The organism is Kribbella sp. NPDC004138 (assembly GCF_053603655.1).
In genome coordinates, this window is sequence record NZ_JBSGFZ010000003.1 from 263,879 (window position 1) to 285,698 (window position 21,820).

19 protein-coding genes are annotated in these 21,820 nt (G+C 69.0%); 8 read left to right on the forward strand and 11 right to left on the reverse strand.

The genetic code is table 11. The features are described 5' to 3' along the window. Positions 1-45 precede the first annotated feature (45 nt). Positions 46-894: a LysR family transcriptional regulator gene (locus ACWEOO_RS05475; RefSeq protein WP_452141933.1), complete on the forward strand. Its 849-nt coding sequence runs from the start codon at positions 46-48 to the stop codon at positions 892-894. A 4-nt stretch (positions 895-898) separates the two neighbouring features. Here the strand turns inward: ACWEOO_RS05475 and ACWEOO_RS05480 are convergent, their stop codons facing one another. The 7 genes from ACWEOO_RS05480 to kdd all read right to left on the reverse strand — a co-directional run bounded on the left by ACWEOO_RS05480 (position 899) and on the right by kdd (position 8,934). Further along, positions 899-1,372, reverse strand: coding sequence for an FxsA family protein (locus ACWEOO_RS05480; protein ID WP_452141934.1), 474 nt, complete (start codon positions 1,370-1,372; stop codon positions 899-901). Positions 1,373-1,424: 52 nt separating this feature from the next. Next, entirely contained in the window at positions 1,425-2,993 is a 1,569-nt protein-coding gene (lnt, locus tag ACWEOO_RS05485; RefSeq protein WP_452141935.1) for an apolipoprotein N-acyltransferase, read from the reverse strand. A gap of 618 nt (positions 2,994-3,611) precedes the next feature. Then, positions 3,612-4,001, reverse strand: coding sequence for a 3-aminobutyryl-CoA ammonia lyase (gene kal, locus ACWEOO_RS05490; RefSeq protein ID WP_452141936.1), 390 nt, complete (start codon positions 3,999-4,001; stop codon positions 3,612-3,614). Then, positions 4,002-4,754, reverse strand: a complete 753-nt coding sequence (kamE, locus tag ACWEOO_RS05495; RefSeq protein ID WP_359927924.1) for a lysine 5,6-aminomutase subunit beta — start codon at positions 4,752-4,754, stop codon at positions 4,002-4,004. Continuing rightward, entirely contained in the window at positions 4,751-6,310 is a 1,560-nt protein-coding gene (gene kamD / locus ACWEOO_RS05500; RefSeq protein WP_452141937.1) for a lysine 5,6-aminomutase subunit alpha, read from the reverse strand. The genes kamE and kamD overlap by 4 nt, the downstream gene beginning before the upstream one ends. Next, positions 6,310-7,887, reverse strand: coding sequence for an amidohydrolase (locus tag ACWEOO_RS05505; protein ID WP_452141938.1), 1,578 nt, complete (start codon positions 7,885-7,887; stop codon positions 6,310-6,312). The genes kamD and ACWEOO_RS05505 overlap by 1 nt, the downstream gene beginning before the upstream one ends. Positions 7,888-7,890: 3 nt before the next feature. Further along, a complete protein-coding gene (gene kdd / locus ACWEOO_RS05510; protein ID WP_452141939.1) occupies positions 7,891-8,934 on the reverse strand; it encodes an L-erythro-3,5-diaminohexanoate dehydrogenase in 1,044 nt (347 codons plus the stop codon). 143 nt (positions 8,935-9,077) lie between these two features. Here kdd and ACWEOO_RS05515 point away from each other — a divergent pair, with 143 nt between their 5' ends. The 4 genes from ACWEOO_RS05515 to ACWEOO_RS05530 all read left to right on the forward strand — a co-directional run bounded on the left by ACWEOO_RS05515 (position 9,078) and on the right by ACWEOO_RS05530 (position 15,304). Then, on the forward strand, positions 9,078-10,541 hold the full coding sequence (locus tag ACWEOO_RS05515; RefSeq protein ID WP_452141940.1) for a KamA family radical SAM protein: 1,464 nt from the start codon (positions 9,078-9,080) through the stop codon (positions 10,539-10,541). Between the two features lie 145 nt (positions 10,542-10,686). Then, complete coding sequence (locus ACWEOO_RS05520) at positions 10,687-12,294, forward strand: DUF262 domain-containing protein (protein WP_452141941.1); 1,608 nt, start codon at positions 10,687-10,689, stop codon at positions 12,292-12,294. Between the two features lie 13 nt (positions 12,295-12,307). Further along, positions 12,308-13,489 carry a type II toxin-antitoxin system HipA family toxin gene (locus tag ACWEOO_RS05525; protein ID WP_452141942.1) on the forward strand — a complete coding sequence of 394 codons (1,182 nt, stop codon included), beginning with the start codon at positions 12,308-12,310 and terminating at the stop codon, positions 13,487-13,489. Between the two features lie 156 nt (positions 13,490-13,645). After that, the gene (locus tag ACWEOO_RS05530) at positions 13,646-15,304 is read left to right on the forward strand and encodes a hypothetical protein (RefSeq protein WP_452141943.1); all 1,659 of its coding nucleotides are present in this window, start codon (positions 13,646-13,648) and stop codon (positions 15,302-15,304) included. On the opposite strand, the gene ACWEOO_RS05535 is transcribed toward ACWEOO_RS05530, so the two are convergent. The 3 genes from ACWEOO_RS05535 to ACWEOO_RS05545 are packed head-to-tail and all read right to left on the reverse strand — an operon-like array spanning position 15,286 to position 17,578. Continuing rightward, on the reverse strand, positions 15,286-15,960 hold the full coding sequence (locus ACWEOO_RS05535) for an HAD family hydrolase (protein WP_452141944.1): 675 nt from the start codon (positions 15,958-15,960) through the stop codon (positions 15,286-15,288). The genes ACWEOO_RS05530 and ACWEOO_RS05535 overlap by 19 nt on opposite strands. After that, positions 15,957-16,397, reverse strand: coding sequence for an Lrp/AsnC family transcriptional regulator (locus ACWEOO_RS05540; RefSeq protein ID WP_355480903.1), 441 nt, complete (start codon positions 16,395-16,397; stop codon positions 15,957-15,959). The genes ACWEOO_RS05535 and ACWEOO_RS05540 overlap by 4 nt, the downstream gene beginning before the upstream one ends. Before the next feature lie 38 nt (positions 16,398-16,435). Further along, on the reverse strand, positions 16,436-17,578 hold the full coding sequence (locus ACWEOO_RS05545; RefSeq protein ID WP_452141945.1) for an endonuclease/exonuclease/phosphatase family protein: 1,143 nt from the start codon (positions 17,576-17,578) through the stop codon (positions 16,436-16,438). Positions 17,579-17,733: 155 nt separating this feature from the next. Between ACWEOO_RS05545 and ACWEOO_RS05550 the strand changes: the two genes are divergently transcribed. Genes ACWEOO_RS05550 through ACWEOO_RS05560 form a run of 3 tightly spaced genes read left to right on the forward strand, consistent with a single transcriptional unit; the run spans position 17,734 to position 20,690 of the window. Continuing rightward, positions 17,734-18,654 (forward strand): 5'-3' exonuclease, encoded by a 921-nt coding sequence (locus ACWEOO_RS05550; protein WP_452142046.1) that lies wholly within the window; start codon positions 17,734-17,736, stop codon positions 18,652-18,654. Beyond that, positions 18,651-19,847, forward strand: coding sequence for a M20 metallopeptidase family protein (locus ACWEOO_RS05555; protein WP_452141946.1), 1,197 nt, complete (start codon positions 18,651-18,653; stop codon positions 19,845-19,847). The genes ACWEOO_RS05550 and ACWEOO_RS05555 overlap by 4 nt, the downstream gene beginning before the upstream one ends. 48 nt (positions 19,848-19,895) lie before the next feature. Next, positions 19,896-20,690: an alpha/beta fold hydrolase gene (locus ACWEOO_RS05560; RefSeq protein ID WP_452141947.1), complete on the forward strand. Its 795-nt coding sequence runs from the start codon at positions 19,896-19,898 to the stop codon at positions 20,688-20,690. Here ACWEOO_RS05560 and ACWEOO_RS05565 read toward each other — a convergent pair. Then, positions 20,627-21,808 carry an MFS transporter gene (locus tag ACWEOO_RS05565; RefSeq protein WP_452141948.1) on the reverse strand — a complete coding sequence of 394 codons (1,182 nt, stop codon included), beginning with the start codon at positions 21,806-21,808 and terminating at the stop codon, positions 20,627-20,629. The two genes, ACWEOO_RS05560 and ACWEOO_RS05565, sit on opposite strands and share 64 nt — an antisense overlap. Between the last annotated feature and the right edge of the window lie 12 nt (positions 21,809-21,820).

Consider the following 21,820-nt stretch of genomic DNA (forward strand, 5'->3'; position numbering starts at 1 on the left):
GACCGGTCCCGCATCGGCGATACCCAGCGGGTATCGTCGCAGGTGATGGAACTGCGGACCTTGCGGTACTTCGTGGCGGTCGCCGAAGAGCTCCACTTCGGGCGGGCCGCGGCCCGTCTGCACATGAGCCAGCCGCCGCTGAGTCGCGCGATCCGGCAACTCGAGGCCGACCTCGGCACTCCCCTGTTCCACCGGTCACCGAGCGGCGTCAGCCTCACCCCGGCCGGGTCCGCGCTGCTCTCCGAAGCCCGCAAGCTGCTGCAGCAGGCCGAGCAGCTCCGCGCACGAGTCGCCGCCGCGGCCGGCGCCGCCACACTGACCGTCGGCATCCTCGGCGACAGCACCGACCCGGACGTCTCCCGGCTGGCCGCGGCGTACCGACGGCGGCACCCGAACGTCGACGTACGGATCCGCGAAGCCGACCTCACCGACCCGACCTGCGGTCTCCGCGCCGGCCTCGTCGACGTCGCCCTCACTCGCGGTCCGTTCGACGAAACCGGCCTCCGCGTCCAGGTGCTGCGCTCCGACCCGGTCGGCGCCGTACTGCGCGCCGACGACCCGCTGGCCGGTCACGACTACCTGAAACTCGCCGATCTCGCCGACCGCCGCTGGTTCCAGTTCCCCGCCGGCACCGATCCCCACTGGCAGTCCTACTGGAACGGCGGCGAGCCCCGCCAGGGCCCCATCGTCCGAGCCGTCCAGGAATGCCTCCAGTCGGTGCTCTGGAACGGCACCGTGGGCCTCGCTCCCCTCACCCACCACAACCCCGGCAAAGAGCTCGTCACGATCCCCATCGAGGACCTCCCACCCAGTCCTCTGGTCATCGCGTGGACCGAGACCACGCCGCTGATCCAGTCCTTCGCTCAGACCGTCAGATCCACCTACCGCCCCTGACGGCCTACTTCTTGTCGGGGTCGATGACCTCGCCCTGGATGACGTCGCCGGAGGGTGGGCGGGGCTGGGTCGGGTTGCCGGGCATGAAGGGGGTGAAGGCCGGTGGAGCGAGGGTGGTCGCGCGGCGGCTGACGAAGCGGGTGACGAGGCGGCGCGCCAGCGGGCGAGTGAAGGGGAGGACGAAGAAGAAGCCGAAGATGTCGGTGACGAAGCCGGGGGTGAGCAGCAGCGTGCCGCCGATCAGGACCAGGGCGCCGTCGGTCAGCTCGCGGCCGGGGAGCTTGCCGGTCTGGAGGGAGGTCTGCAGGGCGTTCCAGGCGCGGCGCCCTTCACGCTTGACCAGCCACGCGCCGAGTGCGCTCTCGGCGATCAGCAGGGCGACCGTCGGCCAGCCGCCGATCACTTGACCGACCTGGATGATCACGAAGATCTCCACGATCGGCACGACCAGCAATGCCAGCCCGATCAACCAAGCCATGTCCCTGCCCCTTCCGGCGATTCCCTCCAGTGTTACAGGTCCGCCGGAAGGCTCAGGCCGGAACCTTCTCCCGCGGCTTGGCGGACCCCGAGGCCGGCGGCGGTGTCTTGTCCGCGCGCCCGCGCCGCCGCTCGATCAGCGCCAGGACGAGCCCCAGCAGACCGAGCCCGGTGAGGATCCACTGCGGCCACCCGCCGAGAATCGTGGCCAGGGTGTGCCCGTCACGCACCGGGACCGTCGCGACGTACACGTCCGGCACGAACTGCGCGGACTTGTGCTCGACCGTCCCGTCCGGCCGGATGACACCGGAGATGCCGCTCGTCGACGCGATCAGCACTGTGCGCCCGGTCTCGATCGCGCGCATCCGGGTGATCGCGAACTGCTGCTCCGGCTGACCCGTTCCGCCGTACGTCGCGTTGTTGGTCTGCACGATCAGCACCTGGGCGCCGCCCTTGACCACGTCCTGGATGACGTTGTCGTACGCGAGCTCGAAGCAGATCACATCGCCGTACGTGACGCCGCGGATCGGCATCACGCCCGGACCCACGCCCGGCACGGTCTGGGCGCCGATCATCTCGAGCCGCTTGATGTACGGCAGCAACTGGTCGCGGAACGGGATGTACTCACCGAACGGCACCGGATGCCGCTTCGCGTATCGCTGCCCCGGGCCACTGGCCGGGTCCCAGACGATGCCGGTGGTCTGCCGCTCGTTCTCCCCCGGCCCTTCGGTGACGGCGCCGACCAGGATCGGTACGCCGACCGCCTTCACCGCCTCCTCGATGTCGGCGCGGGTCTCGGCGTCCTTGTACGGGTCGATGTCGGTCGAGTTCTCCGGCCAGATCACCACGTCCGGCTTCATCTCGGTCCCGGCATCGACCCGCTTCTGGAGGTCGAGCGTGGCCTGCAGGTGGTTGCGCGTCACGGTGCGCGCCCGGCCCAGGAACTCCAGCCCCTTGCCCGGCACGTTGCCCTGCACCATCGCGGCCCGCACGGTCTTCCCGTCGCCCTCGATCGACAACGGGATCAGCGCGCTGCCGAACACGATCGCCAGCCCGGCGATGAGCCCGACGGCCCGCCACCGCAGCGCGGTCCCTCGGCGCAGTACGGCGTACACCAGGACACCGACGAGCGCGACGACGAAGCTCAGGCCCGGGATACCGACGAAGGCGGCCAGTTTGCCCAGCGACTCGTCGGAGAACGCCCACGCGAGCCGGCCCCACGGGAACCCGCCGAACGGCACCGACGCGGTCGCGAACTCGGTCGCCACCCACAGACAAGGGATCCACAGCGGCCACAGCCGCAGCTTCAGGACCTGCGTCGCGAACATCCCGAACACGGCGTAGAACAGGCCTTCGAGGATCGCCAGGGCGATCGCGGCATCGCCGCCGATGATGCTCAGCCACGGCACCAGCACGGCGTAGTACGCGATCCCGAACCCGGCGCCGACCAGGAAGCCGGCCTTCATCGAGATCCCGTTCAGCGCGGCCAGGAACAGCGCAACGGCGACGATCGTCAGCCACGGGAGGTCGTGCGGTTCGAACGCGAAGCCGAGCAGCACCCCGGCGGCCACGGCCACCGCCACTCGCGGCAGCAGCCGTCCCAGCGCCTTCAACCGGTCCACGCGGTCAACCCCTTGTCCTCACGTCACCGGCGCACGCCGGTCGCCCGACCGTACAACGTCCGGGACACGCCAATGTATCCGCCCGGCGGCCATCAGGTGTCACTCGATCGAGCCGGCGCATACCGCAGCTACCTGCGCGCGCAGACGCCGCTGAAGGTACCGGCGCTGGGGAGGATCACCCGGGTCAACCAGTCACACCGCTGCAATTCACCCCGGAAGAGAGGAAAGAGGCTCGGCGTGCCTTCGGACCAACCGGCGATGCACTGGCTGCGCACCGCGCGGCTGTTGTCTACTGGCCGCCGAGCCTCTTCCACCTCTGCCCCGCGGGGGGCTAACCGCCGGCGATCTCAGCCCCCGTCGACTCAAGCCTGGCTTTGGCCTGGTCAGCGTCGCGGGATCATCCGGCGGCCGAACTTCATGTGACCGTTGAACAAACGGATATTGACGACCCCCAAAACGATGCTCGCTGAGGGCGACGGTGTCAACCTCTCCCCGGCTCTTTGAGCCCGTTGTAACACGATCGCCCGCCCTGCAAAGGAAAACGAGGATCCCTCACCGTAGTCACGTTACAGAGCCGTGTCAGCACTCCACGTGATCGTTACCGAGGGCAACCAATCGTCACGCAACCGGTACGACAACGGTTCCCTTGGCCCGGGTGATCTCCAGCGGCTCGGCCAGCACGTCGGCCGCCGACTCGGACCGGTCCGGACGCCCGCGGCAGACGACGTACGCGCTGAAATCGAGGTCGCGGCTGCGGTTGCCGACCCGGCTGATCGTCGCCTTCACCTCGACGACGTCACCGGCCCGGAGCGGCTGCAGGAACTGCACGTCGGAGTACGACGCGAACAGGCCCTCGTCGCCGTCCGACTGGATACACACCTCGGTCGCGACGTCCCCGAACAGCGCCAGCACGTACGCCCCGTCGACCAGGTTGCCGGCGTAGTGCGCGTGGCTGTACGGAACGTACCGACGATGCGTCACCGTCAGCCCGACAGTTGCCTTCGACACCTATGCACTCCTCCGGTAGGCGTGGCGCTTGGTCACCAACGCGTCGACGAGATAACTGGCCACTTCACCCGGCGTCGTGCCGCGGCCGAACACCCGGTCGACACCGAGCTCGCCGGCCATCTGCTCGGTGAAACGGGGGCCGCCGGCAACGAGTACCGGCCGCGCGTCCTCGGCGTACGCCTCCCGGAAGGCCGCCGACATCTCCTTGGTGTTCAGCACATGCGCCTCGCGCTGCGTCACCACCTGCGAGACCAGGATCGCGTCGGCCTTGTCCGCCTTGGCCCGCCGGACCAGCTCCGGTACGGCGACCTGGGCGCCGAGGTTCACCACCTTCACCTCGCGGTAGTACTCCAGGCCCTTCTCGCCCGCGAAGCCCTTGATGTTCAGGATCGCGTCGATGCCGACCGTGTGCGCGTCGGTGCCGATGCAGGCGCCGACCACGGTGAGGCGGCGGCGCAGGCCCTTGCGGATCGCGAGGTTGACCTCCTTCGGCGACAGCAGCGGGTAGTCGCGCTCCATCACCTCGACCTTCGACGTGTCGACGAGGTGGTTCACCGGGCCGTAGACCACGAAGAACGTGAAGTCCGGGCCGATCGCCTTCGAGTGCACGACCAGCGCGGGGTCCATGCCCATCTTGTTGGCCAGCTGGACCGCCGCGCCCTCGGCCCGCTTGTCGTGCGGGACCGGCAGCGTGAACGACAGCTGCACCATCCCGTCGCCCGTTGTGTCGCCGTACGGCCGGATGATGCTCACTTGCCCTCCTCCAACAGCTCGATCGCCGGGTTGTAGTACTCCGCGGACCTCCGCGCGACGCCGTCGAGGCCGCGGCCGGCGTCCTGCGGCCGCTTCATCAGCCCGAACGTGCCGTCGCCGATCGCGTTCAGCAGGCCGTCGTCGACGATCTCCTCCAGCAGCTCGACCGACTCGGCCAGCACCTGCCGGGCCCGGGTCGCGATGAACCCGTTCGGCTCCGGCCGGAAGTCCTCGTGAAGGTTGCCCGCGGCACCCAACACGTACCGGACGTTCTGCAGCGCCAGGTCCCGGTCCGAGATCCACGGGGTCACGACCGCCTCGGTCATCATGCCGACCAGCAGGATGCCCTGCCCGGTCATCGCGCCGGCCAGGTTGAAGAACCCGTCCAGCAGGTAGCCGCGGAACACGTCGCCGGTCATGTGCCGGGTCGGCGGCATCCACTTCAGCGGCGCCTTCGGGAACAGCTGCCGGGCGAGCATCGCGTGCGCGAGCTCGAGCCGGAACGAGTCCGGCAGGTCCGGGTTGATCTCGAACGCGTGCCCGAGCCCGAGCTGCCAGTCCTCGAGCCCGGCCTCCTTGGCGAAGTACTCGTTCAGCAGCTGCGAGACCGTCACGGTGTGCGCGGCCTCGACCGCGTCGGCCGTGGTCAGGTAGTTGTCCTCGCCGGTGTTGATGATGATCCCGGCGCGCGCGTGGATCTGCCGGCTGAAGCGCTGGTCGACGAACGTCCGGATCGGGTTGATGTCGCGGAAGAGGATCCCGTACATCGAGTCGTTCAGCATCATGTCGAGCCGCTCGAGCCCGGCCAGCGTCGCGATCTCCGGCATGCACAGACCGGAGGCGTAGTTGGTCAGCCGGACGTAGCGCCCGAGCTCCTTCGACGACTCGTCCAGGGCGGCCCGCATCAGCCGGAAGTTCTCCTGCGTCGCGTACGTCCCGGCGAAGCCCTCGCGGGTCGCGCCCTCGGGCACGTAGTCGAGCAGCGACTGCCCGGTCGACCGGATCACCGCGATGATGTCGGCGCCCTCACGAGCGGCCGCCTGCGCCTGCGGGATGTCCTCGTAGATATCGCCGGTGGCGACGATCAGGTAGATCCACGGCCGCTGCTCCGGGTCGCCGTGCCGCTTGACGAGCCGGTCGCGCTCCCGCCGCCGGCCGTCGATCCGCCTCAGCCCGGCGGCCGCGACCCTCCGTGCCGCGGACCGGGCCCGGACGGCGTCGCGGCCCTCCGGCATCCGGAACCTGACGGAGCCGGACGCAGCCTTCTGCGCCAGCACGCTCAGGTCCTCGGCCTCGCCGCGGAGCAGTGCATCCCAGACCGGCAGGGCGAGCCCGTGTTCGAGGCCGACGTCGGCCCGCACGGTGTCGGCGAGCCGGTTCACCCACGGGATGCCTTCGGTGTCGGCGCCGGTCAGCCCGGCGAGCCGCAGCACCGCCCGCTCGACCGACACCGTGGTGTGCTGACGGGCGAGGTCGACGATCGGCTTGCCGGCCTTGCGCGCGAGGCTGCGCGCCTTCCGGACGGTGACCGGATCGAGGTCGAGCTTCTTCGGCATCACAATCCCTCGGCTTGATGGACGACACGGCCACCCACGACCGTGCGCACGCAGGTGGGTGTTCCCTGACTCAGGTCCGGCAGCACCGGCACGCCGGCCCGCGGATCGGTCGACCAGGCGGCGACGCGCTCGTCCGGCGTCTGCACGACGAGGTCCGCGTCGCTCTCCCAGATCGCGTACGTCGCGGCGGCGCCGGGCGCGAGCACACCGGCGTCGTCGATCCCCACGGCTCGCCAGCCGCCGCGGGTGTGCGCCTGGAACGCCGCCCGGACGGTGATCCGCTCGGACTGCTCGTGGTGGAACGCGGCCGCGCGGACGGCTTCCCAGCCGCCGAGCTCGGTCACCGGGGAGTCCGACCCGAAGGCGAGGACGACACCGGCACGGGCCAGCGAACCGAACGGGTTCATCCCCCGCCAGCGGTCGCCGACGCGGGCGGCGTACATGCCGTCCGGACCGCCCCACAGGCCGTCGAACATCGGCTGCACGCTCGCGACCACGCCGCAGCGGGCGAGGACGGCGATCGTTGCCTCGTCGACCATTTCGACGTGTTCGAGCCGGTGCCGGGCCGCGACGAGTGCCTGCAGGCCGACCTTCTCGGCGGCGAGCTCGAACCCGCGAGCGATGTTGTCGAGCGCCTCGTCGCCGATGCAGTGGAACCCGGCCTGCACGTTGCGCTCGGTGCAGGCGATCACGTGCTCGGCGATCTGCTCCGGCGTCAGGTACGCGTGCCCGCGGTGCCCGGCGCGATCGGCGTACGGCTCGCGCAGCGCCGCCGTCCGCGAACCCAGTGCGCCGTCGGCGTTCAGATCGCCGGCCAGGCCCGCGAGGCCGTAGGTGCCGATGTGCTCGAACGCGCCCGGCTCGCCCCAGTACAGCGTCGCCGACAGGCCGAGCTCCTCGGCCACCTCGCGGACGATCGGCAACTCCCACAACGGCCCGATGTGCGGCGCCGCCATCTCGTGGAACGCCCCGATCCCCTTCGCGGCCATCGCCTGCAGCGCGGCGGTGATGTGCATCCGCCGCTGCTCCGGACCGATCAGCTCGCTCAGCGCGTCCCGGACGGCATGGTGCGCGTCCCGCTCCAAGCGGCCAGTGCCGTCCAGGCCAGCTCCGTGGGCGGTCGGGATCAGGGCGGAGGAGATCACGCCGGAATGCCCGTCCACCCGGGACAGGTACACGCGCCGCCCGCCACCGGCCGCATCCAGCTCCTGCGCCGTCGGCACCCGGCCCTCCGGCCACGTCGTCTCATCCCACCCGGCGCCCTCGATCACCGCGTCCTCGGGCAGCTTGGCCGCGAAGGCCGCCAGGCGGTCCAGGGCGTCGGTGAGTGACGTCGTACCGGCGAGGTCGAGACCGGTCAGCAGCGCACCGGCCTGGGCGGTGTGGACGTGGGCGTCGACGAAGGCCGGCGTGACCAGCTTGCCGTCCAGGTCGACGACCTCGTCGGCGCCGTCGGCGTACGAACCCGCCCCGGTGTCGTCACCGAGCCAGGTCACCACCCCGTCATCGAAGGCGATCGCGGTGGCGTGGGGGTCTGCGGGCGAGTAGACGGAGCCGTTCGTCAGAAGTGTGCGCACGGCCTAATCCTCCGCCAGCCTGCTCTCGAACAGACCACGGACACCCGGCTCGGTCCGCAACAGCTCCATCGCATAGTCCGCGTGACCCGGGACGTACCCGTTCCCGACCAGCATCGTGACGTCCGCCGCCAGCCCTTCGGCGCCGAGCGCGGCCGCGGAGAACGAGGTCGCCATCGAGAAGAAGATCACGGTGCCGCCGGCCGCGGTCGACAGGACCGCACCGTGCTCGCACCCCGGTACGTCGACGCACACGACAGTGATGTCCGCAGGTCCCCCGGCTGCTTCGACGGCTTGCGCCAGGGCCACCGGATCGCGGGCGTCGGCCAGCGCGACGACATCGGCCAGACCCGCCTCGGTCAGCCGGTCGTGCTCGGCCTGGAACGGCACGACCCCGATCGTGCGCGCGGCACCCGCCGCGCGCGCCGCGGCCAATGACAGCGACCCGGACTTACCTGCACCGCCAATTACTGACACGACAGGCTTTATGCCTTTGTCGACATACGAGCCGACCACACGCGCGGTCAGCGCCGGTGCGCCGCACACGTCCATGACTGCCAGCGAGAGCTCCGGCTTCAGGTCGTCCGGCAGCTTGGCGACGATCGACCGGGCGAACAGGATCGCATGTCCCTGCGCCGGCACCTGCTCGCTCTTGCCGTCCCAGTCCCGCAGGCCGTCGGTGATCTGCAGCGGCGTCAACGTCAGCGACACCAGGGTCGCGACCCGGTCGCCCTTGCGGAGCCCGAGCGGCGAGTCCGGACCGGCCTCGTCGACCACGCCGACGAGCATCCCGCCGGAGCCGGTGACCGGGTTCTGCATCTTGCCGCGGGTCTCGACGATGTCCAGGACCGCCCGGCGGATCGCCGTACCGTCACCGCCGTGCGCCTCGGCCAGCTGGCGGTACGACGCGGCGTCCAGGTTCAGGCGCTCGACCGCGATGCGGACCTCGTCGGGCCAGATACCGGGACGGGCGTCGAGTTTCTCCGCCGCCTGCGGCAACACGCCGGACGGCGCGAGTACGCGGTGCAGTCCTACCGGGCTCGATGACACTGATCCTCCTCTGTGCGGTCGGGCAAAATACTACTCACAGCGCGCCGTGACGGGAATTCTTACGGCGTACTGTTGGATCTGAGGGAAGTTCTATCGCTATCCTCACATCAGACCGCATCACCCCACGTCCCTGCGGAGGACCTGTGACCGACCTGATCACCCCGGAGCTGGCGTCTTCGGAGCCTGGCGACGGCCAGCCGTACCTCTACCGGCGCACTGAGCTGGTCGAACCGGACTGGACCCGGCTGCCCGGCTGGAAGGACGTCACCGCCGACGAGTGGCGGTCGGTGCAGTGGCAGCGGTCGCACTGCGTGAAGAACGTGAAGCAGTTGCGTGAGGTGATGGGCGACCTGCTCGAGGAGCGGTTCTACGAGGACCTCACCCGCGACCAGGCCGAGCGCGCGACGATGTCGATGCTGCTGCCGCCGCAGATGCTGAACACGATCGTCCCGGCCGGCGCCGCCGACTACACCGAGGCGTTCTACGCGGACCCGGTCCGCCGCTACATGCTGCCCGTGTTCAGCGACCGGCGGACCGACTGGCCGTCGCACCCGCACGCGACCCGGGACTCGCTGCACGAGCACGAGATGTGGGCCACGGAGGGGTTGACCCACCGCTACCCGACCAAGGTCCTCGCGGAGATCCTGCCGACGTGCCCGCAGTACTGCGGTCACTGCACGCGGATGGACCTGGTCGGGAACTCGACGCCGGTGATCGACAAGCTGAAGTTCGTCGCCAAGCCGCAGACCCGGCTCGACGACATGCTCGACTACCTGCGCCGTACGCCGGGGGTCCGGGACGTCGTCGTGTCCGGCGGCGACGTCGCGAACATGCCCTGGCCGCGGCTCGAGGCGTTCCTGACCAGCCTGCTGGACATCGAGAACATCCGCGACATCCGGCTGGCCACGAAGGCGCTGATGGGGATGCCGCAGCACTGGCTGTCGTCCGACGTGCTGTCGGGTGTGGAGCGCGTCGCGTCGGTGGCGCGCAGCCGCGGCGTGATGCTCGCGATGCACACGCACGTGAACGCGGCGCAGTCCGTGACGCCGCTGGTCGCCGAGGCGTCGAAGGCGATGCTCGAGGCCGGTCTGCGCGACGTGCGGAACCAGGGCGTCCTGATGCGCGGCGTGAACGACTCGATCCCGCAACTGCTCGACCTGTGCTTCGCGTTGCTCGACGGCGCGAACATCACGCCGTACTACTTCTACATGTGCGACATGATCCCGTTCTCGGAGCACTGGCGGGTCTCGGTGCGCGAGGCGCAGCACCTGCAGCACGGCATCCTCGGATACCTGCCCGGCTTCGCGACGCCGCGGATCGTCTGCGACGTGCCGTACGTCGGCAAGCGCTGGGTGCACCAGCTGTCCGAGTACGACGAAGTGCGCGGCATCTCGTACTGGAAGAAGAACTACCGCACCGGCATCGAGCAGCAGGACCCCGAGGCGCTCAACCGCACCTACGAGTACTACGACCCGATCGACACCCTTCCCCGCGAAGGCCAGGACTGGTGGACCCAGCACGCCGGCAACCACCTCGCCGAAGCCGAACAACGAGCCGCCGCGTCCCGCGCGGCCGCCGAATCCCAGAAGCTGCTGGACATCAACTAACCCTGAACCGTCTTCGGTGCCACCGCAGGGGGCGGCACCGAAGACTTTGCACGTCTTTCCCGGCCGGCCGGGGACGTCTCCTAGCGCGTCTTGTACAGGGCCACGGACGCCGTCGCTAGACTGACCGCGACGAGGAGGTGTCGCGGTGGCCGCTGTGGCTCGGCCGAAGATCGAGAGCACGAAGCCCAGCGAGCTGGTGGCATGGGCGCGCGCCGGGAAGCTTCGCATTCCGCCGTTCCAACGGTCGTACCGCTGGGAGAGGCAGGACGTCACGCAACTGTTCGACAGCATCATGCGCGGTTATCCGATTGGCAACCTTCTGGTATGGCAGCGCCCCGCAGCGGCCGGCAGGATCTCGATCGGCCACCTGGAGATCGTCGCCGGCAGCCAATCTGACGCCTACTGGGTCGTGGACGGCCAGCAACGAATCACGAGTCTAGTTGGCGCCCTCACCGCGGACCCGACCACCGTAGATCCCCGCTTTCGCATCTATTGCGACCTGCGGACCGGCGAGTTCGTCTCACAATCCCGCCATCAGGCATCTGCGCCATACCGGATGCCGGTGGGTCTCGCGCTGGACACCGCCGGCGCGAACGCCTGGATCCGCGACAGACCGGAGTTGACGTCCACGCAGATCGCACTCGCCGATCAGATGATCGCTGCCATCCGGGACTACATCATCCCGATGTACGTCGTCCTGGGCGACGACGAAGGCGCACTACGCGACATCTTCGACCGGATGAACACCTTCGGTAAGGCTCTCAAGGGCACCGAGGTCTTCAACGCCTTGCATTCCATCTCGACCGGCCAGCAGCCGAACGACCTCCGCGCACTGGCCGACCGGGTGAACGCGTTCGGCTTCGGAGATTTCTCCGAACAGGTCCTTCTGCAGAGCATGCTGGCGATCCGCGACCCCAAGGTCGATCGAGACTTCCGCAAAGAGTTCAGCAGTGACGACGAGCGCAGCGCTGCGATGCGAACCACGGAGACGGCGCTGGGGCATGTCGTGGACTATCTCCGGGATCTAGCCGAGATCCCGCATGTTCGGCTCTTGCCCTATGCGTTGTACATCCCAGTGCTGGCACGGTTCGCCGCGCTGTTCGGTGCACCGCAAGGTCGTCCGGCTGAACTGCTTCGCCGCTGGATCTGGCGGGGCGCGGTCCTCGGCGTCGCGCCGCAGGGCAACACCGTCGGCGTGCGGCAGGGAGCCCGTGCGGTCGATCGCGACCCGCTCCTCAGCGCGCAGCGTCTCTTGAAGCTTTTGCCGCCGCCACGCAACTGGCAGCCCGATCTCGACCAGATCCGGCTCAACACTGCCCAGGGAAAATTGAACATGCTCGGCCTCTTCTCCCTGAGGCCGAGCATGTTGGCCGGGGAGCAGGCCGGGCGAGCGCTCACACCACAAGACCTGTTCGATTCGCCCGACTTCCTGCAGCCGATTTTCTCGCCGCCGACGTCGGCTGGTCCGCACGGCTTGGCGAACCGCATCATGCATCCCAAGATCTTCCCAGGCGGTCTGCAAAAAGCAGTCCTCGCCGGCAAGGTGGCAGGATCACTTCTGACAAGCCACGGCATCGACGCAAAAGGGGTCGTTCTGTTGCTGGAAGGCGACGAGGCAACTTTCCTGGAGCGCCGGTCCGCGCTCCTACGTCGGGTGATCGGCGAACACGTCCAGAATCGAGCCCTGTTCGGGTTCCGGGACGGCCCCGAACTCGCCGCGCTGTTCGACGAGGATGCCGATGCCTCCGCGTAGTGTCACGGCCGGTGTGTTCCTGGTTGATCGGCGAGTCGGCACACTTGGTTACAGCGACGGAAACACCTGGTTCGACTACGAGGATCTTGCCCTCGACCATCCGGTCCTCGGCCAGGCATTCGAGGGCGATCCGACTCGGCGCAGGACCGCGAGCGGTTCAGTTCCGGAATGGTTCGCCAACCTCCTGCCCGAGCAAGGCAGCGGGCTGCGCAGCCTCATCGGACAGGAACTCGGCAGGGCCAACCCGCACGACTTCCATCTGCTCAGCTTCCTGGGACAGGACCTCCCTGGCGCGGTTCGCGTTGTGCCCGAGTCCGATCTCAGCGACATCCCGGAACTCACGGACAAGGTTGCGGGCGACCTCGGCCAGCCGGTTCGATTCTCGCTCGCAGGGGTCCAGGCCAAGTTCTCGATGCGGTGGGAGGGCAAGGGACTGGTCCTGCCGATGAGCGGCCAGGGCGGCGACTGGATCGTCAAGTTGCCGGATCGCCGCTTTCCCGCAGTCCCCATCAACGAGTACGCGATGCTGACCTGGGCGAAGCTCTCCGGGATCGACGTTCCTGACGTCGCACTGCTGAGCGGTTCCGAGTTGCATGGCCTCCCTGAAGGTTTGATCGGACCTGACGAACTCGCGTTCGCGGTCCGGCGGTTCGACCGGACTCCAACGGGCCGGATACACCAGGAGGATTTCGCTCAGATCAGAGAGACGGCACCTGGCCTCAAGTACGAGCGCGCCAGCTACAGCGGCATCGCCCGGGTCCTTACCCAGCTCTGCCCTGAAGACCTGGACGAGTATGTACGACGCCTCGCCGCCATGATTGTGATGGGCAACCTCGATGCCCATCTCAAGAACTGGACCCTTCGGTATCCGGATGGTCGCCAACCGCGCCTCTCCCCCGCCTACGACCTGGTATCGGTGGCTGCGTATCCCGAGCCTGAATTCCGCAAGGATGAATTGGCGTTCCGGCTCAACGGTGGACGGATCGCGCGGAACATCACTTCGAAGAGCTTCCGCGAACTCGCCGAACGCGCCGAAGTAGACGCCGGAAGCGTCCTCGAGACTGTTGCCGACACTGTCGCCACCCTGGTCCGTCACTGGCCCGACATCAAACAGGCCCATGATTTACCGAAATTCCTCGTCGAGAACATGGACGAGCGCTTGCTGACCCTCGCGTTGGTCAAGGAGTTCGGCTAAGCGCGCACCGACATCCGACCGGCCCTCCCCCAGGCGCGCACGGGCTGAGACTGCAACTTGGTGCAACTTCGTGCAACTCTCCGAGCGTGACCCGTTGGATGCACTCGGCAACCGCTAGCATCGCCGCTCGTCCGGTTGTCCAACTCGGGAGTGCGCGTGCGGGTGATCCGCAGGGTTGTCGGTGTCTTGGTGGCGTTGGCCGGGCTGGTCGTCGCGGTCGTCGGTGGTGTGGCTGCTTTCTGGCTGATCGGGCCGGATGACACGGTGCATTCGGGCGAGCAGTCGTTGAGCAGCAAGGGACTGGCGATCGCGAGTACGCCGGAACTGCTGAACCGGAACGGGCCGGTCCTGCACGTCGACGTACGGTCGGCCAAGGACCAGCCCGTGTTCGTGGGAGTCGCCCGTGACTTCGACGTCGCCAGCTATCTGAAGGGCACCGCCCACACGAAGCTCGTCCAGGTCCAGTTCCCGATCGCGCTGTCCACCGAAGACTCGAAGGGTGCGGCAGGTCCGCTCGCCGCACCCGCCACGCTCGACTGGTGGGTCACCAACGCGAGCGGCACCGGCCGCCAGTCGATCGCCTGGCCCATCGAGGACGGCCCGTACGACGTCGTCATCATGAACGCCGACGGCAAAACCGCCCCCGACGTACAACTCGACCTCGGCATCGAGATCCCGAAGGCGTTCCTGACCGCCCTCGCCGTCTTCGCCCTGGGCATCGTCCTCCTTGCCCTGGGCATCCTCCTCATCCTGCTCCGCCGCCGCCCCACGAAGCCCCTGGCGCAGCAGGTCGCCTCATTGCCGCAGGCACCGACCAGCCCGCCTGTGCAGGGTGGGGTGCGACGGGTTCTGGGAGTGGTTCTCGTGGTTGGCCTGGTGACTGGATGCTCCGCGATTCCGCAGCCGGACACCGTGACAACGCTGACTCGCCCGGCCATCAGCGACGAGGCTGCAGCGGCGGCCATCAAGCGGTACGACGACGTCAGCAACGCCGCCGCGAAGCGTCGTGACGAGAAGCTGATCGCGAGCGTCGAGACCGGGGACGAGCTTCGCCTGACACAGGCCGGTTACCGCATCAGCAGGGCGCTGGACAAGACGGGCAAGGAGATTGCCGACCCGACCACCCACGTGAAGCCGAGCCTCGGCGTACCGACGTTCGGCGGCTATCCCATGCACTTCGTCGCTTCGGCCGGCATGTCGGCGTACAAGGACTATCAGGTGCTCGACCTGTGGGAGCGAAAGTCCGCGGGTGATCCCTGGCTCGTGACCCATCAGGTCACCCCGGAGAAGAAGGTCAAGCTCCCGCCGCTCAAGGGCTTGCGTCCGCTCACAGCCGCGGACGGCGCGAAGCTCGCAGCCTCACCGGAAGCTGCAGGTCAGGCACTCGCCGGATACTTGAACGCCGGCACCAAGTCGTCGCACGCCGCGCTCTTCGCCCCTTCAACGGACATCACCACCGTGCTCAACGAGCTCGCCTCCGCCAGGGCGAACCTGGCCAAGGATCCGAAGTCGTACCGCGCTGTCATCGACACTTTCACCCTGACCGGGACTCCGGCTGCGTTCCTGACGACCTCGGGCGAGGCGCTGGTCTTTCTGTCGCTGACCGAGGAGTTCCAGGTCCAGGTCGGTCCGGACATCGCGATCTCCTGGGGTCCGGGGAGTCGCGCATCCGCGTTCAGCCCGCCCACCAGGGAGTACGACAGTGCGCTGACCAGCACGGTTCTCCATCAGTTCGCCCTGGCCGTTCCGCGCAAAGGCGGCAAGATCCGAGTGCTCGCCGCGAACGACGATGTCGTTCAGGCCGGCGGTTTCTGAACCAGGTAGCTGGTGAGCTCGGCGAAGGTGTTGATGGTTGGGCCTTGCCAGGTTGGGGCGTTGTTGGCGTGTTCGAGGGTGCGGATGGTGTGCATGCCGAGGGAGGCGGCGGCGGGGAGTTCGTTGTCGTTGCCGTCGCCTACGTAGATGCAGTCCTGGGGGTTGGCGGACAGGGCCGCGCAGGCGGTTTTGTAGATTGCCGGGTCGGGCTTGGCGGCGCCTACCTCGGCTGAGAAGGCGGTCGCGTCGAAGTAGCGGGCCAGTGGGCTGCCGGGCCATTGGAGCTGGGTTTCCGCGGTGATGTTGCTGACCAGGCCGATCCGCCAGCCTGCGGCCTTGAAGGCGGCGAGTGTTTCCAAGGTCGCCGTCGGCACCGTGCTCAGCAGTCGTTGGGCGAGGGCTCGGCGCAGGCTTGTTGCCTCCTGCACCTGTTCGTCGGTCGGGGTGCCTCCGCAGCGCTCGGCGATGACGCGCAAGGTGCTCGGCAGGTCGCCGTACGCCCCGGTGAACCGCTCGTACGACGAAGCGTCGAAGGCCGCCTGGAACGGTGCTGGGTCGACGCCCAGGACTGTGCCCATCCGGGCATTCACCAGGTCGCGCGAAACGTCGCCGCCGTGGATCAGCGTGCTGAACAGGTCGCTGAGCAGAACCTTCACAGCGCCGGCGGACGGCGCTCGTACGGCGTGCTCAGCACGATCGTCGTGGTCGTGGACACGTTCGCTCGGGCCCGGATCACGGCCAGCAGGTTCTCCAGCGCAGCCGGCGAGGCAACCCGGACCACCAGGATGTAGCTGGAGTCGCCGGCCACCGAGTAGCAGGACTCGATCTCGCGGACGTCGCGGAGCCGTTCCGGTGAGTCATCGGCCTGGGACGGGTCGATCGGCCGGATCGCGATCAGCGCGGTGAGCGGCAGGTCGAGCGCCGTGTGGTCGACGGTCGCGGCGTACCCCTGGATGATGCCGCGCTGCTCGAGCCGCTTCACCCGCTGGTGCACGGCGGACGTGGACAGGCCGGTCGCCTTGCCCAGGTCGGTGAAGCTCATCCTGCCGTCGGACGCGAGCAGGCCGACGATCTTGCGGTCCAGGTCCTCCATCCTGGAGACACTACTTGAGGAAACCCTCCGCCCGCTCGTCATCTCGCGACGGTGAGCACGACCCCGGCGTGGTCCGACGGCCACAGGCCGGTGACCGGATCCTTGGCCGAACTGTCCGCGCCGGTCACCGCGCCCGCGATCACCCGGACCTGCTCGCCGGGCGCCGGGCGCGCGAAGATCATGTCGATGCGGTGGTCGAACGACGGCGGCGCCGGCTCGTCGACGGTCTCGTTCAGCCCGGACGTCCAACCCTGGTTCGCGGGCCTCCAGGTCAGCCAGAGGTCGGTGAATCCGCCAGGCCCGGTGATGAAGTCGTACGGCGCCTTGTGCGGAACATGGTCGTGCGGCTTCACCGAGCTGTTCAGCGGATCGGAGTTGCAGTCGCAGCCGATGATCGTCGTCCGGCCTCGGTCGGCCGCGGGCCCGGCGAGCAACTCGGTCGCCTGGGCCAGCGCCAGGTCGGAGCTGAACGCTTCCAGATGCGTGTTGACGAAGCGGAACGGGCGCCCGGAGCCGTGCGCGACGTCCACCCAGTTGTACCCGCGCACGAACGTCGCCGGGAGGCCGGCGACCGACAGCACGAGCCGGGCGTTGTACTGACCGCTGCCCGAGTCCAGCACCCGCAGGTTGCTCGAGGCCCGGAGCAGAATCACGTCACGGATCGTGAGCCGCACGTCCCGCCCGTCGGTCGCCGTACCCGTGAACGGGTTCCCGACGAAGGACGGCGCCTCCACGTCGGACTCCTGCTGGACCACGACCGCCTTGTACGGAACGCCCGTCCGGCGCAGGTCTTGGAGCAGGATCGCCAGGTAGTCGTAGTCGACGGTCGTCGCGTTCAGCGCGCCCGGACTCCCCGACCCGGGCAGTTCCAGAGGCCCGTGCCTCCAGAGCGCGACCTCCTGCAGCCCGACCAGATCCGGCTTCGCCGCGGAGATCTCCTCGGCGAGCAGCTGACTGCGGCGCGGGAAGTTCGTCCTGTCCACGATCGCGCGCGTCACGTGGTTCGCGTTGCCCAGCGCGACGAACGCCGCCGCGCCGGTGAGTCCGGCGGTGGCCTCGATCGGCCGCTGGATGTCCGCGCCGAGGTACAGGTTGCGCGTCATCACTGTCACGGGTTTGTCCACGTTCGCCGACGCCGGCACCGCCTGCAGCGGCACCGCAAGCACTCCAAGAACCACCATCAGCCTGCACAACCACGACCGAAGCATCCGCATCCCCTCCCCAGGGTCGGTACTGATCTTTGGTCTACCACGCGCCGGTGGCAAGGGCTTGTGCATCGCGAGCTGTCGGCGGGCTGTGAAAGCATCCCCCTATGGCTGAGACAGGACAGCGCCTGATGCTGCTCGACACCGCGTCGTTGTACTTCCGTGCGTTCTTCGGCGTGCCCGACACGATGAAGGCCGCCGACGGTACGCCGACCAACGCGATCCGCGGGCTGCTCGACTTCATCGCGCGGCTGACCGACAACCACCGGCCCACCCACCTGGTCGCCTGCTGGGACGACAACTGGCGCCCGTCCTGGCGGGTCGCGCTGATCCCGTCGTACAAGGCGCAGCGGGTCGAGTTCGTGACGCCGAAGGGCGAGCAGGTCGAGGACGTGCCGGACCGCCTCGAGGTCCAGGTGCCGTACATCCGCGCCTGCCTGGAGGCGATCGGCATCGCCGTCGTCGGCGCACCGGACCACGAGGCCGACGACGTGATCGGCACGCTGTCGCACCAGGCGACGATGCCGGTCGACGTGGTCACCGGCGACCGCGACCTGTTCCAGCTGATCGACGACAGCCGCGGCGTCCGGGTCGTCTACACGGCCGCCCGCGGCGTCGGCCGCGCCGAGGTGTACGACGAGAAGGCGCTGCTCGCGAAGTACGAGATCCCCGCCCAGCGGTACGCCGACTTCGCCACGCTCCGCGGTGACGCGTCCGACGGCCTGCCCGGCGTGAAGGGGATCGGCGAGAAGACCGCCGCCGCGCTGGTCACGTCGTACGGCGACCTGGACGCGATCCGCGCCGCGGCCGCCGACCCGACGACGCCGATGGCGCCCGGGGTGAAGAAGAAGATCCTGGCGGACAGCGACTATCTGGACGTCGCGCCGAAGGTGGTGGCGGTCGCGAAGGACGCCCCGGTCGGGACCTACGACGCGACGATGCCGCGCGAGATCAAGGACCCGGAGCGCTGGCTGGACCTCGTCGAGCTGCTCGAGCTCGGCAGCAGCGCCCAGCGCGTGATGACCGCGCTCGACCTGGGCCCGAAGGCGTGAGGACGCGCGAGCTGGCGGAGCAGTTCCGCGAGGAGATCGTCACGCTGCGCCGGGCGCTGCACCAGGTCCCGGAGTACGACCTGGATCTGCCGAAGACGCAGCAGCTGATCCTGGACGCGCTCGCCGGGTTGCCGCTGGAGATCACGCTCGGCAAGGAGCTGTCCTCGGTGACCGCCGTACTGCGGGGCGGCGCCGGGCCCGGTCCTGTGGTGCTGCTGCGCGGCGACATGGACGCGCTGCCGGTCACCGAGCGCACCGACGTGCCGTTCGCCTCCCAGCATCCCGGGATGATGCACGCCTGCGGTCACGACCTGCACGTCGCGGGCCTCGTCGGCGCCGCGAAGGTGCTGTCGGCGCTGCGCGACGAGCTGCCGGGTGACGTGGTGTTCATGTTCCAGCCGGGCGAGGAGACGTCCGGCGGCGCGCCGATCATGATCCGCGAGGGGGTGCTCGACGCGGCGGGCCGGCGGGCCGACGCGGCGTACGGGCTGCACGTCGGGTCGTCCTCGCAGCCGCTGGGGATGTGGAGCAGCAGGCCCGGCTCGTTCATGGCGGCGGCCGATCAGCTGCACGTGCGCGTCGTCGGCGCGGGCACGCACGGCTCGACGCCGTACCGGGGCAAGGACCCGATCCCGGTGCTGTGCGAGATCGTGACCGCACTGCAGACTCTCGTCACGCGTCAGTTCGACGTGTTCGACCCGGTCGTGCTCACGGTCGGCCGCATCGCGGGCGGTACGAAGGAGAACATCATCCCGGACGACGCGTTCTTCGACGCGACCGTGCGGACGTTCTCCGAGGCGGCCCGGGCGAAGGTGCAGGAGGCATCGATCCAGCTGGTCGAGGGGCTCGCGGCCGCGCATGGCGTGCAGGTCGAGGCCGAGTACCAGGTCGGCTACCCGGTGACGGTCAACAACGAGGCGGAGTTCGAGTTCGCCCGCGAGACGATCGTGGACGTGTTCGGCGCCGACCGGTTCCGCGAGCGTCCCAACCCGCGCTGCGGCGCGGAGGACTTCTCCTATGTCCTGCAGGAGGTGCCGGGCGTCTATCTCAACCTCAGCGCCTGCGCCTCGGCCGATCCGGACGCGGCACCCGACAACCACTCCCCCTTGGCGAACTTCGACGACTCGGTCCTGCCGGACGGCGCGGCGCTGCTGGCCGAGCTCGCCGTCCGCCGTCTGAACCGGGCCGGCTAGGGAGAATTCCCGATAGGCGGGCAGTCCGCGCTGCAGCAGACTGCCCGCATGCCCTTCGTGAACGTTCCCGACGGTTACCTGTACTTCGAGCAGCACGGTGCGGGCCCGGACGTCGTCCTGCTCAACGGCGGCCTGGCTGATGTCCGCATGTGGTCGTCGACCGTGGCCTGGCTCGCGGAGACTCACCGCGTCACGACCTGGGACTACCGCGACACCGGCCTGTCGTCACCGGCCGACCGCGAGTACGACGAGATCGCCGACCTGGCCGCCGTACTCGATGCGGCAGGTATCGAGCGTGCTGTGCTGGTCGGAGTCTCCGACGGTGGGCGGCGCGGGCTCGGGTTCGCGCATCGGCATCCGGATCGGGTCACGCACCTCTGCGTCGTCGGCGGGTCGTTCGGCGAGTTCCCGGACCCGACACCGGCCGAAGAGGCCGCCCGGGTCGTGATGCGCGCTCACTTCGCGCGGCAGGCCAAGGTGCTCGAGTCCGACGGCATACCGGCTGCTGCCGAGCACGACGTCCAAGGCTGGTGCCCGGCCGTCCGCGGCGACGACCGGCGGCTGCTCGTCGGTCTGGAGATCTCGAACTCGCGTGTCATGACGATGCCTGTTCACCACGGCGTCGAGCTCGACCCACCCGTCAAACACCGCTTCACCGAACTCACCACGGCGATCTCCGTCCTGATCGGTGGCCGCGACTTCGACGGCACTCAGCTCTGGGGACGGCGGCTGGCCGCGCAGGCGCCGTACGCCGAGCTGACGGTGCTGCCGGAGGCTGATCACATGCCGATGTTCTCGGCGCCGGACGGCTTCCGGGAGTTCGTGAGCCGTGTACTGGCGTGACTCCGCAACGCCACGGCGGTGAGTAGGGCGCCGAGGACGGTGGTGCCCGCCGCGACGACGTAGATCGCGGGCAGGCCGGGGCCGGCGATGACGCGACCGCCCAGCCAGCCGGCGAAGGCCGCCGCGACCTGGTACGCCGAGGCATTGACCGCGATCGCCAGCGTCGGGGCTGTCGCGGCGGTGGTCAGGACTCTGGCCTGCATGCCGGGGATCACGGAGACGCCGACCGCGCCCAGGGCGAACACGAGCACGCCGGTCAGTGTCGTGCTCGGGCTCAGCCTCAGGACGACGAGCAGGACGACGAGGAGTGCGAGCGCGCCGAGCTGGGACGGCAGCAGGGCCCGATCCGCCAGACGGCCGCCGACCAGGTTGCCGATCGTCGCGCCGACGCCGTACACCAGCAGCATCGGCGCGACGGCCGCCGCCGGGAACGACGCGGGGCCTGTCAGCAGGGGTGCGAGGTAGGTGAACACCATCAGTACGCCGATGTTGGCGACGGCGGTGATCGCGATCGCGAGGAGCAGTTCGCGGCTGCGGAACACGGCGAACTCCCCCAACGCCCGGGTGCGGACACCGGGCTGGTCGTCGGGCACGAAGCGCGCGACAAGCACCAGGCCTGTCGCGCAGCAGGCCGTGATCGCCGCGAAGGTCGTCCGCCAGCCGAACGCTTCCCCGATCCAGGTGCCGAGCGGGGCGCCGAGGATCATCGCCAGGTTCATGCCGAAGGCAAGTTTCGCGACGGTCGACGCCTTCTTGTCCGGCGGCGCGGAGGCGGTGGCGATCACGATCGCGTTGGCGAAGAACGTCGACGTGACGAGTGCTGTCACGATCCGCGCGGCGAACAGCACGCCGTATCCGGGTGCGATCGTGGACAGCAGGTTCCCGGTGACAGCGACCGCCAGCAGCGCGAGGACCAGCGGCTTGCGCGGCCGGCCGGCAGTGAGTGCCGTCAGCAACGGGCCGCCGACGATCATCCCCAGCGCGTACGCCGTGACGAGCAGGCCCGCCGCCGGGATCGATACACCCAGATCCCCGGCCACCGCTGGGAGGATCCCGGCCACCACGAACTCCCCCGTGGTCACTCCGAACACGCAGACCAGCAACGCCGTCAGCCTCATGATCACCTCACG

What these genes read in the sequence shown, in the direction of transcription:
- ACWEOO_RS05540 (WP_355480903.1), bottom strand. Translation starts at nt 16,397, where the DNA reads ATGGAGGACCTGGACCGCAAGATCGTCGGCCTGCTCGCGTCCGACGGC.
- ACWEOO_RS05475 (WP_452141933.1), top strand. Translation starts at nt 46, where the DNA reads ATGGAACTGCGGACCTTGCGGTACTTCGTGGCGGTCGCCGAAGAGCTC.
- kamD (WP_452141937.1), bottom strand. Translation starts at nt 6,310, where the DNA reads ATGCCGAAGAAGCTCGACCTCGATCCGGTCACCGTCCGGAAGGCGCGC.
- ACWEOO_RS05550 (WP_452142046.1), top strand. Translation starts at nt 17,734, where the DNA reads ATGCTGCTCGACACCGCGTCGTTGTACTTCCGTGCGTTCTTCGGCGTG.
- ACWEOO_RS05545 (WP_452141945.1), bottom strand. Translation starts at nt 17,578, where the DNA reads ATGGTGGTTCTTGGAGTGCTTGCGGTGCCGCTGCAGGCGGTGCCGGCG.
- ACWEOO_RS05565 (WP_452141948.1), bottom strand. Translation starts at nt 21,808, where the DNA reads ATGAGGCTGACGGCGTTGCTGGTCTGCGTGTTCGGAGTGACCACGGGG.
- ACWEOO_RS05480 (WP_452141934.1), bottom strand. Translation starts at nt 1,372, where the DNA reads ATGGCTTGGTTGATCGGGCTGGCATTGCTGGTCGTGCCGATCGTGGAG.
- ACWEOO_RS05560 (WP_452141947.1), top strand. Translation starts at nt 19,896, where the DNA reads ATGCCCTTCGTGAACGTTCCCGACGGTTACCTGTACTTCGAGCAGCAC.